General features: G+C 40.2%; 10 protein-coding genes. 5 read left to right on the top strand and 5 right to left on the bottom strand.

Going from position 1 to position 16,411, the window contains the following annotated elements:
* Positions 1-2: 2 nt before the first annotated feature.
* The 3 genes from AC3E9V_RS11230 to AC3E9V_RS11220 all read right to left on the bottom strand — a co-directional run bounded on the left by AC3E9V_RS11230 (position 3) and on the right by AC3E9V_RS11220 (position 8,739).
* The gene (locus AC3E9V_RS11230; RefSeq protein ID WP_488753290.1) at positions 3-1,646 is read right to left on the bottom strand and encodes a S8 family serine peptidase; all 1,644 of its coding nucleotides are present in this window, start codon (positions 1,644-1,646) and stop codon (positions 3-5) included.
* Between the two features lie 266 nt (positions 1,647-1,912).
* On the bottom strand, positions 1,913-7,858 hold the full coding sequence (locus tag AC3E9V_RS11225) for a PKD domain-containing protein (protein ID WP_488753289.1): 5,946 nt from the start codon (positions 7,856-7,858) through the stop codon (positions 1,913-1,915).
* Positions 7,855-8,739, bottom strand: a complete 885-nt coding sequence (locus tag AC3E9V_RS11220; RefSeq protein WP_488753288.1) for a hypothetical protein — start codon at positions 8,737-8,739, stop codon at positions 7,855-7,857. The genes AC3E9V_RS11225 and AC3E9V_RS11220 overlap by 4 nt, the downstream gene beginning before the upstream one ends.
* 250 nt (positions 8,740-8,989) lie before the next feature.
* On the opposite strand from AC3E9V_RS11220, the gene AC3E9V_RS11215 reads away from it, so the two are divergent.
* From AC3E9V_RS11215 to AC3E9V_RS11195, 5 genes are read left to right on the top strand one after another with little or no spacing between them, the layout of a single operon-like run.
* Entirely contained in the window at positions 8,990-10,060 is a 1,071-nt protein-coding gene (locus AC3E9V_RS11215; protein ID WP_488753287.1) for a hypothetical protein, read from the top strand.
* An 8-nt stretch (positions 10,061-10,068) separates the two neighbouring features.
* Positions 10,069-11,223: a hypothetical protein gene (locus AC3E9V_RS11210; RefSeq protein ID WP_488753286.1), complete on the top strand. Its 1,155-nt coding sequence runs from the start codon at positions 10,069-10,071 to the stop codon at positions 11,221-11,223.
* Positions 11,220-12,041, top strand: a complete 822-nt coding sequence (locus AC3E9V_RS11205; protein WP_488753285.1) for a hypothetical protein — start codon at positions 11,220-11,222, stop codon at positions 12,039-12,041. The genes AC3E9V_RS11210 and AC3E9V_RS11205 overlap by 4 nt, the downstream gene beginning before the upstream one ends.
* 18 nt (positions 12,042-12,059) lie before the next feature.
* Positions 12,060-13,013, top strand: a complete 954-nt coding sequence (locus AC3E9V_RS11200; RefSeq protein ID WP_488753284.1) for a hypothetical protein — start codon at positions 12,060-12,062, stop codon at positions 13,011-13,013.
* 8 nt (positions 13,014-13,021) lie between these two features.
* Entirely contained in the window at positions 13,022-13,993 is a 972-nt protein-coding gene (locus AC3E9V_RS11195) for a hypothetical protein (RefSeq protein ID WP_488753283.1), read from the top strand.
* A gap of 123 nt (positions 13,994-14,116) precedes the next feature.
* Here the strand turns inward: AC3E9V_RS11195 and AC3E9V_RS11190 are convergent, their stop codons facing one another.
* Both AC3E9V_RS11190 and mnmA read right to left on the bottom strand, forming a co-directional pair.
* The gene (locus AC3E9V_RS11190) at positions 14,117-14,908 is read right to left on the bottom strand and encodes a hypothetical protein (protein WP_488753282.1); all 792 of its coding nucleotides are present in this window, start codon (positions 14,906-14,908) and stop codon (positions 14,117-14,119) included.
* Positions 14,909-14,915: 7 nt separating this feature from the next.
* Positions 14,916-16,064 carry a tRNA 2-thiouridine(34) synthase MnmA gene (mnmA, locus tag AC3E9V_RS11185; RefSeq protein ID WP_488753281.1) on the bottom strand — a complete coding sequence of 383 codons (1,149 nt, stop codon included), beginning with the start codon at positions 16,062-16,064 and terminating at the stop codon, positions 14,916-14,918.
* Positions 16,065-16,411 lie beyond the last annotated feature (347 nt).

The raw sequence follows: 16,411 nt of genomic DNA, 5'->3' as shown, positions 1-16,411 counted from the left end.
TCTTAAATCTTGATGAGTTTTACTCTTTTTTCGAATTTGCGAGAACGTAAGATAAGAAAGTAAATGCCCTTTCGTGTAGATGAAAAGTTCACTTCAAACTCCTGTGGGATTTCCTTATGCGATATTTTGTCTGAATAGATCTCAATTCCCCTGGAGTCAAGCAGGCGGATTTCAAGGTTTTGATTTATTTCAGCTCCTCCAAAATCAATATAAAGCGTGTTCTCCGAAAAGGGGTTTGGATAAACCGTAATACGTTCGCTTAAAATATCAGCTGCAGATAAGACAACCCCCTGCACGGCATCAATGTAATTAGGAATTCCGTAACCAATAAGCGTATCCGGATTTAGAGCCTGACTTGCAGAGAATTTTATAGCATTGAAAAGCTCTTTACTGGTCCATGTAGGGTTAGCCTGTAAAATACCGGCAGCTAAACCGGCCACCTGCGGGGAAGCAAAGCTGGTACCACTCCCTGTAGATATTTCACCATTACCATTTATCATTCGAAAGATAGTCGTGGATGAGCCCATAGCAGCCACATCTGGTTTGATCCGTCCGTCGGCAGAAGGCCCAAAAGAACTAAAACCGGATTTCTGGCCAAACATAGTTACACTACCAACGGCTAAAACATCCCTGGCATCTGCCGGAGAGGTGATGTATTTCCATGAATATGGCCCTTCATTTCCTGCGCTTACGACCACTGTGATCCCCCGATCAGCAGCCATTTGTGCTGCCCTTGCCACAATGGTTGTTTCCCCATCAAGCTGTGAATAGATATAATCCATTTCATCGCTATTGAAAGTGGAATATCCAAGTGATGAATTAATCACATCCACACCTGCGCTGTCGGCCAGCTCCGCAGCAAGAAGCCAGTTGTACTCTTCTATACGAAACTCACTGGAAACATCCTCAGTGACACAAAGGATAAAGTCTGCTTCAGGCGCTGTACCGGAAACATTACTTCCATACTGGGCAGCAATACAGGAAAAAGATGAACTACCATGATCATCATACTGAAAAACATTACCGGAATTTTTCACAAAATCCATGCTAAGCAACAACCGGTCTTCATCGAAAATATGCTGGAAAGGTTTGTACTCATTGATCCCTTCAAAACCATCATCAAAAACTGCAATGATCACCCCATCACCTTTGTAGCCATCAGCATGCATCTTATCAGCGCCTATCATTGCCAGCTGAATGTCAGTATCATTCTCCACCTTAACAGGGTCTAAAAAAGTATCCGGTATGACTGCCGGGGATTGTTCGGTAGAAAGCTTGGCTCCCGGAGCAATAAACTCTACCTCCTTCACAAAAGATAAGGCACTAATATTAGCGGTATCTGGTGATTCCATTTGCACCAGAGCCCCGTTCATCCATTTTGTGGTAAAATACACCTCCGCGCCTTCAGCTTTCAGCCCATCTACATATTCCTGATTCACAGGCAGATCAGCTTCTGTAATGGCTACATTGTTTCGTAATCTCCGGTCAATCGCTCTTTGACTTAAAAAAGCCTCCGGCTGATCAACTGAATAGTCGGAATTATCTTTATCTGTAAAAAAGACCATGAACCGGTCCTGGGCGGTAAGAGTCAGTGTACTGACCCATAAGATCATCAATATGATCAGCTGCTTAATCTTCTTCTCCATACAAAATTAATACCTGACTTAATATCCTGCCTTCATCTATAACTCCCACATCTTCACAGCCAGAGCCGGGTTGGTAAAACGAAACACAAAGTTAAGGCATCCAAATTGACTGAACAATAATTTTACATAACTAGCCCGTTTGAGGGTTAAACATTATTTTTGATAAATAAGAAGATGCCAATTACAAGGAGGATCAATCAAAAACCTATTAGACTCAAAACAAAAACATAAGAAGAGGACAAACTTACCTCTAACTATCAGGTTTGTTAATATTTTCTCACAAGTACCTTAATCACCCTATCTACTCCTTTATCTGTTTGAACCTTTAATAGATACATACCACTAGGAAGGTCTGAGACATTCACTGATTCCCGGAAAGATGCACCCAAATGATCTACGGCCCATACCTCTTTACCCATGAGATCTACAAGTCTGAGACTCATACTCTGGTCTTCAGTAAATTCAAGAGAAATAGTAAACAAGTTATTAGTTGGATTTGGATATACTGTCATGAATGTTGTTGAATCAGAATTTGAAATATCAGCAAATTCTTGATCAACAGCACCAAACCGTAAGGTCAAATTATGATCTTCGCAATTCCCGCTATTAATGATGGCTTTGAAATTTGAACCAGGTTTTGCGTGAAACCCTGGCTTTAAAGTAACTAAGGTTTTCGCTACGAGGGTGAGACTCTCACCAGGATCTAAATCCACTGAGCAACCTTGAGATACTGTTATATTATTACCAAAGAAAGTCTCATGCAAATCTTCAATATCTGAACCACATAAGAATAGGTCCTGATCACTGATTTTATCCCTATTAAGTACCATACTATAAGTAGGCCCATAATCATTAGCAGATGGCTTAATGTAATCTACCACTAGATTACTCCCATGTAAAGTAGACCCAATCAGATAATCAAGGTCCGGTTCATAAATGCTGTTTTCTGAAATCTTATTTCCATCAAAATCAATAAGAATTACATTGACATTGGAGTTATCTTGAGATACGAGGATTAATGATCGTTCTAATGGTTCGATGGATCTGAATTTAAGATCTGAAGCACTTGAAGATACTGTCTTACTCCATATTTGATTCAGGTTTTGATCATACTTAATTACCTTCAATGAATTAGAAGTATGATTCTTAATTAGAAATAAATTTCCATCTCTAAAGACCATTTTTGAATTGGGTAGAGCACTGGTATTTGTTGGGTATACTGTACTAACCTCGCTCAAGGTACTTAAGTTTAACTTATCGATTCTAGTGTAATACGAAGACGTACCGGAGAAGGAGAACGTACTTGCTACATATAAATAGTTTCCATGAATCTGAATATCATTTAAGCTAAGATCATAACCTCCGGAAGTAATTGTTTTAGTTTGGGTTGTATTAAAAACCCCACCGCCTGTCACCCTGTAAATTATAATTCCACTATAGCTTGAGCTTATTTCATCACATGATGCTGCAACAAAAAACTCATCATCATTAATCCTGGCCATAGATACAGGAGAATTGGGGTGTACTGGCACCCCACCGTAGTGAAATCGTTTTATTGAAACGCCAGTAACCACATCATAACTCGGATCTTTCATTCCAATGATTTCAAGAAGTGGATCAGACCAAGAATCTGGTTCTTCCATTATGCCCCCGGAAACCTGAATTTCATACCCACCAATATCTAATGAAATTAGTGAGGTTGGATAAAAATTTCTCTCTGTTGAATGATTAGTGAAGCCCCCCCCCTCAAAATGGCTATAATCTTCGTTCCAAGATTCAAAAAAGAAAACCCCTACTTCTGAACCATTTACATAATATCTACCATCAATTGTGACTAGCTTATTGAGATAATTTACTTTTGAAACATTTCCTCCATTTCCTTTAAAATAATTCTTATTATTAATCAGAGTCCCGCCTGATGCCCATGTATGTTCAAAATCTAACTCCTTGGCAATATTCAATCCTGCCACCGCACAACTATCATTTGTTACTCCTATGAGGTTATTCTTTAGATCATATGCCTTTACTCGATAACAATATTCCTTGCCTCCTAGCAAACATTGATAATTGAGGTATGCAGGCTGATCAGAATCAGATGTTCCGACAACTTCCCAGGTGGATCCTCCATCGAACGAGCGCTCTACTACAAAGTATTTTTCGATAGAATTATCCACCCACGATAAATCAGGATATCCAAATTCATCTATAGTAACAACAAGGTCACTTGGAGGATCATTCTCGACAATTATCTGGACATTTCCACTTGCACTACAGTCTCTAAAACTTGCGGTCACAGTGTAGGGAACTGTTCCACCTGTCAAAGGAGGAGTAAAAACCGGGTTTGGGGATTTTGGATTATCCAAATAAGAAGCAGGTGACCATAGATATTCATAAGAACGACCATCTCCTTCAAAAGGAGCAGGTAAGGTAAAGGCACCGGCTCCAGCTTTAGTTGAGAGTTGAATAGTGGAAGTCGGTTGAATACCACCAACTGTTACACTAACATTTTCTTGTGAAACACAACCCGATTCAAGGTTAGTGACGCTAAGCGTATAATTATAAGTTTCATCAGCCACCATGGCAGTAAAGATTGGATTTGAAACAGCGGTAGATGAGAGGTACTGGGTATCGTCCCCTGTCCACTGATACGAATAGCCTGACACAGGTGGAATACCAATACTTGCGGAGGCACCTTTACAAAGTTCCATTCCGGACTCCACTTCAAAATCCTTAGGTCCGTCTAACTTTATTTCATATATCTTTGACTCAATAACCCGACAACTAGCTCCATCTCCACAATCATAATGCACATCCACCTTCAAATGGGTTTCATAAGGAAATGAGGATGGGGTATTAGCTGAAGTCCAGTTCAAAGCTCCATTACCAGAGGCAATGACATTGTTGGTAGTAAGGTCAGTTACACTTACATAATCGTAATCACAATTACTGTTCCCGAGTGAAATATTTATTGGAATATCGGAACCATCCCAGCAAGTCTTTCCTAATGAAAAACCAGAAATTTCTGCCCAACACCGGGAAATATCTGATGCATAATTAGAGATTTGCACATAACCATATACAACAACTTGGTTATCGCAATATGCTCCCGACTTTTTATACTCTATTCTCCAAACATCACCCTCTTCACCTGGAAACGAAAATGAATGTGGACCCTCACCTGAAAATTGTGGACAACCTCCAATACAGAGCCCTTCTTCAGGAACTATCTCGTAGTAACCTCCTTCTATATGAGTGCCGGATAAAACCTTTGTCGCATCATTTATAGTAATTGGTAAGCCTGAAGTCACTTGACGAGTTATTGGGTAAAAGGTGTCATCATAGCATGTTTCGGGGTCACCGGGAACCCAAAAAGCTGCCTCAAAACCATTAACAGTAAAGTTTGGTTGCTGAACTGCAGGGAAATCATCTTCATCGTACTCAACAATACAATTCGTAGTGTGACACCTTGATGCATCACAGACCGTTAAGCTAATTGTGTAACGTCCCGGACTTTTATAAGAGTGGTTAATAACGGAGCCAGATTTTGAAGTTCCATCTCCCAAATCCCAATAATAGGTTTCATTACCAGGAATATTATCACCTTTCAAAAAGCTTCCGGTCAAGCCAATATATCCATCCCAACCACCTCCGGAACATCCGCTTATTGAAGCCTCAATTGGATTTGGGTAACCGGATACATAAATAAACCCACTTTCCGTTTGAGTGACACACTGGTTATCATCACAGATGGTCAGGCGAACTGTTTTTAATCCTTCTGAAGAGTAAGAAACTGTGGGAGTAGCAGAATTCGAAGTAGTATAGTAAGCCCCATCCCCGAAATCCCATTGGTAAGTAACCGTACCCTGAGTACCACTCAGATTACTTATTGAAAAACTAACATCTCCGTCTATGCCTACCGTAGTATTATCTGCAGAAATATCAAAGGTAAGAGGGGGATTTACTGCCCCAACATTGATAAAACCAGAAAATGGAAACACCTCTCCATCTACTGTAACAGAAATATCCTGAGGACCCCTTTCTGAATAGAAAACAGTCACTTCTTCCTCATCGGTGTTATCGGCGTAGTATTCAGCTTCGTCACCAAAGTCCCATGAAATTGTAGAATAGGTGCCAGTCACCAGGGTAAAAATTACCGCTTCACCTACCTCAGGATTCTGCTTGGTAACCTCTATGTCCACATACTGACAACTACTGCTTTGAGCAACTAGCGTACGTTGACCACTTGGGGCTATGGGAGGGGTACAGCTGTTTTCAGAATTAAACACATGATTTAAATCATTACCGGGAACTGGTGTAGGTACCCAATTTGTCGCATCTTGCCGAATTGAAATAACACTGGGGTTAGTTTGCAATTGATTGCCATTCGAGTCCTGACCTTTAATCACTAACTGCAAGTCCTCAGCTAAATTTGAACCTAATGAACTTAGAGTAAAATAAAATTCTCTATTGTCCTTTGAATTTGCAACTGGATCGATAAAACCTGAGTGTATGTTTTCAATTTTTACACCCACCTCATCAATATCTAGCGGTTCACTTGCAGTCAATTTTATCCATATATTATCCGCAGATTCCAGTAAATTCCAATGATCAATGTATTGCCCTAAGGCAGCGCTTTCATATTTCCAGTTCGAACTATAAATAACTCGCCCATCTTCATTATTGGCCTTGATCAGAACATTTTTAATGTGAGGTCTGAAGTTGTCAATCACCAATGTACTAGGACCATTTTCATCAGGAAAATAGTCCCCATGCACATTTTGAGCCTCCGATTTTAAATAATAAATACCATCCGGATATCTTGCCTCACTAATCTCCGCTGCCATAAGCGGACTATCTCTACCATAATTATCATCTTTATGAATTCTGGTGGGAAAATCATTGAAAAAGTAATCGTCCCATGGACCAGGGGTTGGATTTGGATTGTAATTCGAATTAACCCATGTTGTGGTTGATCCGGTATAAGCAAAGCCAACTATTCCTGTTTTACGAGGGTGTCCAAATCCGGCACTTGTACCTGTAGCACCAGTAGATGTCTTGTAGTGCGCAATATCAATTCCACTGGTAGTTGGCCAATCCGCATTACCATCTGCATTCCCATCTCCTCCATCTGTATTATTGAAAGGGTGTTCATGAGCTGGATACCTTCTATCATACCATCCGGTAGAAACTGAACCATCAGAAATATATGACCGGAAATAAGCACCTTTGATCAAATCATATTCACTATCCGCATCTGTATTCTTTTTTATATACAAAGACATTGCATTGAGGTTTCCAATCGGCCTGTTTGCCCAATATTGACCATTTCTACCATCTTGCCAATCATCATCATCAAATTCATGGGTCATATCTGCTCTCAACCTGAAAGAGGGGTTGACATAATAATCCCCATCAGTCTTTATCTCTTCAATAGTAGCATGATAGTCAGGGCTTGTGTGGTCCAGAAACTCTAATGGATCCTTTAAATTACTCCACCTTCTGGTTTGATAAGCAGAACTTGCTGAGTTTAAATCCACGAAAGAGTAAAGGTGAATGTGTACAGCATAAGAATCCCTATCAGTTCCATCTTGATTTGCACCACCAGAATCCCCCATTGGTGCTATTACCTGACCCTCATCTACTCGATTGGTTAATGTGTAAGCACCCTCTGTATCCAAAAAAGAAAAGGTGTAATCCGTTCCACCTTCTGAAAAAGTAAATGTCCATTCATTTTCCGGGTCAGAATTAGGTAATGGATTTGGAGGAACAACTTGAGTGAAGGCAATTTCCTGATCCAAGTCTAGAATCACATATGTATTTTGAGCAGACCAATAATAAAGTCTAAAATCATAGATTTCATCATCCCCCCAATCGAAAATATGACCGTACCCAATATTACGAGTACCACTTATGCCAATCCAGTGATAGTGGCCATCACCTTCTATTCTGACTATTCTGCCATCTTCTATAGATTCAATTTTATAACCTCTATCGTCATCGCCAGGACCACCTGTAACATCCACACCATCATGCCATTTATTAGTACATGTACATTCTCTTCTTCCAAAATCTCCGGCAATGTGATTTGAATTGAGTTCAACTTGTGTGTAATTTCCATTATTATCTCTGGACTGCCAAGTTAGTTCTAAATTTTGCCCAAATACCAAACAATGAAAAAGAATTGAGAATAGGAAATAAAGTAACTTTCTCATTTGATTCGATTTAGGTCCACGAAAGAAAACCGTTCATTATTATATTTAAAAGAACCATATCCTCCTATGAAAAGATTATTGGGACCTGGGACACTTATTTCATAAATAAATCCAGTTTCCTGATCTAAGATGACTGACCGAAGACCATCTTGAGAATAGGTCCCTATTCTGATCATTCCGTACAATGAACCAATTCCACTTGTTTCCCCTTTTTCTTCATAATGTAAGGTTCCGGTTTTTGTATCATATATATGAAACATAGGTTCTCCGCTGAATGTAGAATGCTCAAGATACTCGCCGGATGAAAAAGCCACATATCTGCCATTTTCAGATATTTTAGCACTGTAGATGTCTATCGGGAGGTCATTTAATGCGAATATTTCTTCCCCCTTTTCATTTAAGGCCACTAAAGTACTTGACCGTGCCTCTTCCAGCACCTCTCCCTGTGACCTCACAACAGAAGTATAATTGACTAAGGCATAAGCCCCCCTCTTGATGGCCTTGCTGTAACTATTAAGGGTAGCATCCTCACTGATAGGAAAATCGTCCTTCAACTTGAATTTTTCTTTTATTTTTTGAACTCCGGATCTTCCAAGTGAGTAAGTTTTATTGCCGCTATTGGAAGTTGATTTAATGGATAGTCCAAGCTTATTGTACGGATTATTCGCCTCGATATCGAACTCTTTTCTCTCTTTTCGTACCTGGGCAGGTTGGCCAGGGGCTCCTGCTGTACGCTCTTCGTATTCAAAAACGATGGATTGATAACCACTCTGACTTTTGTCTTCATAAGGTTTCAGCGTGATCTTATTTTGCGAAAGAGACTGCTGCGTGACTGCAATGCACAGACACAATAGCATAAAGTTCAGGCAGGTGTTTTTCATGATTCCTGGTTAAATCGATTTATAAAAAAATGATATCCTTTCTTAGATACTTTGAGCTACGACTATTCTCGGTGAATGGAAATATTCAAGCGGTGAACAGGCGGAAAAAAGCGACAAAAGGAAAATCTTTTCGAAGAAAGCGGATATTATATTAAATTTCAAGTAATGTTTGATAAAATTGCTCCGTTTTATGCATTGATCGCATTTTGTTTAACTTAAACATGTAATTACCACCTAAAACCTAACCTTTATGATATTGCGTAGATTATTTTATACTAAGCGTGTTATCCTCCTGATCCCTTTCATTTTTGCAAATTTTCTTTCTTATGGACAATGGGTAGAAAACAGTGCTGGAACCGAACTTCAAACGGATAATGATATAAGAGTTACTGGAAAGATCAGAAGTTTTGACGGCAGTGATTACTTATTTCTTCAAACCAGTGATGCTAATAATTATTCCCAGATCCAATGGGGAGATAATGGTGATGACCGGTTAAGTTTTTTTTATAATTATTACAATGGGACATCTTCCGATAAAGAAGTGATGACCCTCCTTCCCAATGGGAACGTAGGAATTGGCATTACTAATCCTGGTGTAGCATTGGATATAGACGGTGATGCCCGAGTTAGCTATGGAAATAAATTCCTAATCGAACGTACAAATTATGTAACCTCAGAAATGTTCATCACCGGACATGGTCAGGGGGCAGGCTGGATGATCAATGCATCCTACTCAGGCTCAGGTAATCCACAAGGAAATGCCGTCTTCGATATAAATCAGGGAAATTACAATACCAGCGCCGGGTATCTGGATTTTGACGGAAATGCGCGGGCATGGTCCCTGAACGTCTCCGAAGGAACCTCCGTAGTTGGAGAACCGGTCACTTTTAAACCATTAGCTGCTTTTCGGTACAATAAGTATGTAACTATTAGCGCTAATGGGAATAGTAAAGATTTTTATATGAAACCCGGGGGCAACATCGGCATAGGCACCACCACTCCTTCGGTAAGGCTGGAAGTAGATGGGAAAATAAAAAGCGAAGAAGTAAAAGTGGAGATCATAGAAGGAACCGGCCCGGATTACGTCTTTGAAGAAGACTACCCGCTCCTACCTCTCGAAGAAATCAAATCTTATATCTCCATAAACAAACACCTTCCGGAAGTCCCCTCAGCTAAAGAAATGGAAGCTAATGGAGTAGAGCTTGGGGAGATGAATATGTTGCTGCTTAAGAAGGTGGAGGAGTTGACGTTGCATCTTATTGAGCAGAGTGAAGAAATAAAAATGCTAAAAAAAGAAATCACCCAACTTAAAAGTAACTAATCGTTAAAATGAAAAGCTTAATCCTACCATCATTTATTATTCTATCACAAATAGCACTTTGCCAAAACAACAATTATCCAAGTAGTGGAAATATAGGCTTTGGAACTTCCACAATTCCAGCTAAACTTAACATAAACCAGAACGCATCAAGCTACGAATCAATTCTTAACTTAACAGTTGACGATGCAGCTTCAGACTATTTCCGAGTTGTAAACTCAACTGGAGTGGGAGGTCAGTTTATTCCTCATCTAATTGGCTTTCATGATTCGGATAATCGTCAAACCCTCATCATTTCAGGATATACAACACAGGAAAACGACAATGGGGACAGGCCATTAGTATCATTTATAGGTCGGTTACAAAGTGGAACTCCAATAGTTACCAGACCATTATTTGAATGGAGAAACCATGATCAACAAAAAATGATCTTAGGAGCCCAGGGGAATCTTGGTATCGGAACCTCCGATCTTTTTGCTCGATTGAATGTTCGGCAAAAAGCAACGTCATATGAGAAGATTGCTCGGTTTACAGTTAGTGACGCAAATTCTGATTATTTCAACATAGAGAATGCCACAGGTTCATCAAGCCAACTAATACCGCATTTAATTGGGTTTCACAATTCGGATAATCGTCAGAGCCTGATAATATCAGGAAGAACGTCCCCAAGTCAGGATACTGGAACTCGTCCTTTGGTTTCTTTCACGGCCAAGCTGGAAGGAAATCTCCCAATCAACACTCGTCCATTATTTGAGTGGAAAAACTACAATCAGCAAAAGATGATTTTAGATGCCAATGGCAACTTGGGGCTCGGAGTGAACTCCCCAACCGCCAAACTCGAAGTAGACGGCAACATCATCTCCGAAGAGATCAAAGTCCAGGATGTGACCGGAGCAGATTACGTCTTTGAAGAAGATTACCCGCTCCTATCACTCGAAGAAATCAAATCTTACATCTCCGTAAACAAACACCTTCCGGAAGTCCCCTCAGCCAAAGAAATGGAAACCAATGGAGTTGAACTTGGTGAGATGAATATGCTGCTGCTTAAGAAGGTGGAGGAGTTGACCCTGCATCTTATTGAGCAGAATGAAAAGCTACTATTTCAGGATAGTGAGATTAAAAAACTAAAAATGGAAATCAAAGAATTAAAATCACCCTCAAAATGATCCTAAAACATTTACCCTTATTTCTGATTATTTGCACACTTCAAACACATGCCCAAGTTTACCCTGACGATATAGCATCAGGGGGTTCGAACTCCTGGATTTTCCATACACCTGATGATGGAAGGAACTATATGCATATAGCACCTGGAGTTAATTCTTCCAGTTGGCAATGGTCTAAAGGGACCCTTTTTTATAATTCTGGAACGGTAAAATTTCAAAACAAAGTAAATATTCACGGGTCTCTGAGTCTTGGGAAGGTAGGAAGTTCCGGCAACCTGCTAATTAGAAGAGGAGGAGATGGTAACGCAGTAGGCTTTTTTGGTTTTTTGGGTGGAGGTAATGAAGGTCACAACCTAACTATCTCCTCTAACTCCGGGGGTGGATATATTACATTCCGAACTAACTATGGAGGTGTGGACGAAAAAATGCGCATAGATAATAATGGAAACATAGGAATTGGAGTTACCACCCCCTCCGCCAAACTAGAAGTAGACGGAAACATCATCTCTGAAGAGATCAAAGTCCAGGACGTCACCGGAGCTGATTATGTCTTTGAAGAAGACTACCCGCTCCTCTCTCTGGAAAAAGTAAAATCCTACATTTCTCAAAACAAACACCTTCCGGAAGTACCTTCAGCTCAAGAGATGGAAGCTAATGGAGTAGAGCTTGGTGAGATGAATATGTTGCTGCTTAAGAAAGTGGAGGAGTTGACGTTGCATCTTATTGAGCAGAGTGAGGAAAATCAAAAATTGAGTAGAAAAATAAAGTACCTTGAAATGGAGGTAACCCATATGAAAACCCAAATCAGTAATAAATAAATAAATAAATAAATAGAAATGAAACACATACTAACATTTCTCCTTGGCCTTTTTACGATTTTAGTTTCTAAAAGTCAGTCCACGGAGAATTTAATTATTAATAAAGATGTCGCAACCATTTATCTCGGTCAAAATGGCGATGTAGGACCTCATGGAATTATTTTTGATGACCCAGAGGGATCACTTCTTCAATTTGTATATAGAACTACCCCAAACAGATTGACTATTGAAAACAGCATCTCTGATAAGCAATTGTTCTTCATAGATGCTGACAATGAGAATGGATATTTTTCAGGTAGACTGGGTATTGGTAATGCAGAGCCTTCATCAAAACTCCATGTTGCTGGGAATATTCAATTGGACGAAGGATTAATAGGAACAAAGTTCAGCATTGATATGAATGCAGGAAATAACCCTAAAAAGATTACTTCAAATGCCATTGGAGGAGGTTCAACAATGGAATTACAAACCTATAGTTACGCCTCATCATCTTTGCAAACAAGATTTCTAATTAGAGGAGGTTCTGTTAGCGATATAGAGTTTTATGATAAAGATCAGCAACTATTTGTCTTTTTCGATGGTGATTCCAGAAATGTAGGAATTGGAGTCACTGACCCCTCCGCCAAACTCGAAGTAGACGGCAACATCATCTCCGAAGAGATCAAAGTCCAGGATGTGACCGGAGCAGATTACGTCTTTGAAGAAGATTACCCGCTCCTATCACTCGAAGAAATCAAATCTTACATCTCCGTAAACAAACACCTTCCGGAGGTTCCTTCTGCTAAAGAAATGGAGGCTAATGGCATTGAGATTGGGCAGATGAATATGCTCCTGCTTAAGAAGGTGGAGGAGTTGACACTTCATTTGATTAAGGAAAATCAGAAAAACAAGCTTCTTAAAGTAAAAGTCGAAAGGCAATCAAACCAGATAAACGAGCTAATTAAAAGAATCGAAAACCTTGAATCCAAATAGGTAAACATATGAAAAAGTTTTTACTCATTTTTTCGACCACTTTTATTCCCATTACTCTAATTGCACAAGCTGAATGGAGTGGCTCTACTCCAGGGGATATTTATTATAATGAGGGCAATGTAGGGATTGGTGTTTCTAATCCATCTCACCCCCTTGAAGTAAGTGGGACCGCATACTTTAATAATTATCTTCATGTAAAAGGGGGTCGCTTATATGCCTACAGGGATTCAGATAATTGGGGTGTAGTGTACAGCAAACACCTAGATAGCCCATCCAATAATACACTTTTTTTGAATTATTATTCTTCAGGCTCAATTGTTTTGGGAAATGGCGGTGGAAATACTACAATAAAAGGTAAGCTTGATATTACATCTTCGAAAGTCTGGATAAGCAAAGCAACTAACATTGACGGAGCTTCACCGGGACTAACTTTAAGGAACAATAACGATGATTTCACCTATGATGACGCATATTTAAACCAATACGGATTTGGTTTTCATGGCTACCAGGACGGAACTACTTCTTTTTCAGATCCGACAAATTCATATATATCAGGGCATTTTGGCATTGATTTTTTTACTGGTAGTACCCACAGAATGCGAATAAGCAGGAATGGAGAAATTAGTATTGGAACACCTACTCGACACCCTGGCTACTTACTAGCCGTGAATGGCAAGATAAAATCTCAAGAAATTAAAGTACAAGCCTCCGGTTGGTCAGACTTTGTGTTTGACGAAGAGTATAACCTGAGATCCCTGGAAGAAACCGAAACCTTTATTTCTCAAAATAAACACCTCCCGGACATTCCTTCAGAAACAGAGGTCCGGGAAAACGGGATCAACCTGGGAGAAATGGATGCCAGGCTACTTCAAAAGATCGAAGAGCTCACTCTCTACCAAATCCAGCTCCTAAAACAGCTAAAAGCACAAAGCAAAAAGATCAAGGAGTTGGAAGAAAGACTTTACGATCTGAACAACTAACCTCCTTTTGGCTTGATCTGTTTCTTACCCATTATCTATTGTAGCAGTATCATTCCAACAACCAAAATTAAATCTCTTGAAGACCTCGGGTGTAACAAATTGGATATCCCGTTCACCAACTGCTTAATCTTCTTCTCCATACGAAATTAATACCTGACTTAATATCCTGCCTTCATCTATAACTCCCACATCTTCACAGCCAGAGCCGGGTTGGCAAAACGACACACTAATATAATCTTTTTGGACAAGACCGATCCCCTTTGCGTAGATCTCACTTCGCTCATCCTGCTCCACGAGGTTTTCGGGTATGTCTGATATTACTACCTGTATTGTACTGGCCAATTGCATGCCATCAATTTCCACTGCTCCGGATTGTTCATAATAATAGGTATCCTCTCCCTGAGTATTCAAAGCATTACCATCCCAGGTAACACCTGCCTCCACAGGAAAGGTAAGTTTAACAAATGGCACATTATTTTCCACTACTATGGCCTGATTTTCTGTTTTCCTGGCTGTCCACACAGAATCCAAATTCCATGCCGCAGTGGTATCCGTTGTTTTATATCTATAGACCAAATAGGTAACCTGTCCCCCATTCACAATCGAATCTTCCAGAACTTCCTTTAAAAAATAATTCGAAGTATCAGGAACAGCACCTGTAACAAGTATTTCCTGAACCTGAAAGGTACGGTACTGACCAGAACTTAAGGGAAAGAAGTCGTATCCCTGATCAATGGAGATATCAGCTTCCTGATTACAGGAAATGAGCAAGCTCAACACAATTATTGGGATCATCAGCTTCCGGGCATGCTGAAAGCTGAGTAAAAGGCCCCTGATTTCGAAACTTTGAGCAGGTGAAATCAGGAACCCGCCATGCCCCAAAAACAGAAAAACCATATGGATGAACTTTTCCAATCCTATATTAACGAACAGCTTTTATTTCAGGCATTGCATTTGTCTTCTCCTTACTTTGATGAAAACTGGCACTGATCCATCCTCCGCCGATCACATCATTCCCTTCGTAGAAGACAGCAGCCTGTCCTGGTGCTATGGCCTTCACTCCTTTCCCGAAGAAAACCTTTATGGTATCACCAACCTGCTCTATGACTGCAGGAGTACCACTATCATTGTAGCGTACTTTAGTGATCGTATCTTTCCGCTCGCCCTCGATTGTCGGATATTTTTGCATGGTCAGATTCTTAACGTACATGCCGTCTCGCGAAAGCTCGTCAAAAGTACCTAAAACCACGCGGTTTTTATCCTTTTGGATTTCAGTAACATACACCGGATATCCTAGTGCTATTCCCAGGCCTTTTCGTTGACCAACAGTATAAAAGGGATAACCTTCATGGGTACCGACTACCGTTCCGTCTTCCAGCACAAACTCTCCGCCTTTCACCTCTTCTTCCAGACCGTCCACTCTTCTTTTCAAAAAGCCACGGTAATCATTATCCGGCACAAAACAGATTTCGTAAGACTCGGATTTTTTCACCAGCTCATGAAAACCACGCTCTGTGGCCATTTCCCTGATTTGAGACTTGTGAAGGTTTCCCAATGGATATTTTGTCCTGCTCAGGCTTTCCTGAGATATACCCCAAAGCGCATAAGATTGATCTTTATGCTCATCCTTTCCCTTTGAAATCACGAACCTTCCGTTTTCCTCTCTTACATTGGCATAGTGACCCGTTGCGATATGCTCACAATCCAGCTTATCTGCCCTTCTTAGTAGAGAATCCCACTTAATATGGGTGTTACAGAGTACGCAAGGATTTGGGGTCCGACCATTCAGGTACTCATTGGTGAAATGGTCGATCACATAATCACCAAACTCCTCCCGGATATCTACGATATAATGTGGAAAACCAAGACTCACGGCAATGTTTCGTGCATCATTGATAGAGTCCAGGCTACAACAGCCTGTTTCTTTTTTAGAACCACCGGAGGTTTGGTAGTCCCAGGTTTTCATGGTCATGCCAATGACCTCATAACCTTCTTCATGTAGCATCACTGCAGCCAGTGAGCTGTCTATGCCGCCACTCATAGCGACAAGAATTCTTCCGTGTTTACTCATAATTCGCTTCGCGAGGTTGAAAGCCTCGTTTACGGTTCGACAAAATTTATTAACAAACGAAACAGCAAACTGGTCACTTTGATTCGTCCATTAAATATTCGGACGAAAAAATGTCCGGATTGCTTTTAAGTACTCTAAAAAGCAAAAAAAACGGAAAGGTTCCCGTTCTGGTGCAAAGGTAATGAAATAAACAACTTGCAATCAAAAACCTCCCTTTGCAATGCAGTGTTTTTAGTAAACCAAACTGAGCACCAAGAGAGGTTTAAAATATTCAGTCGCCATGATCAAATACCCTTGAGCTAAGTGTAATTATTTATGAATTTTAAATTCATTTACCCTGATTCTAA

The sequence above is a fragment of the Marinoscillum sp. HNIBRBA16962 genome (assembly GCF_057801515.1).
Note: the sequence above shows the minus strand (reverse complement) of the source record. Positions and strands in the feature narration are given on the sequence as shown.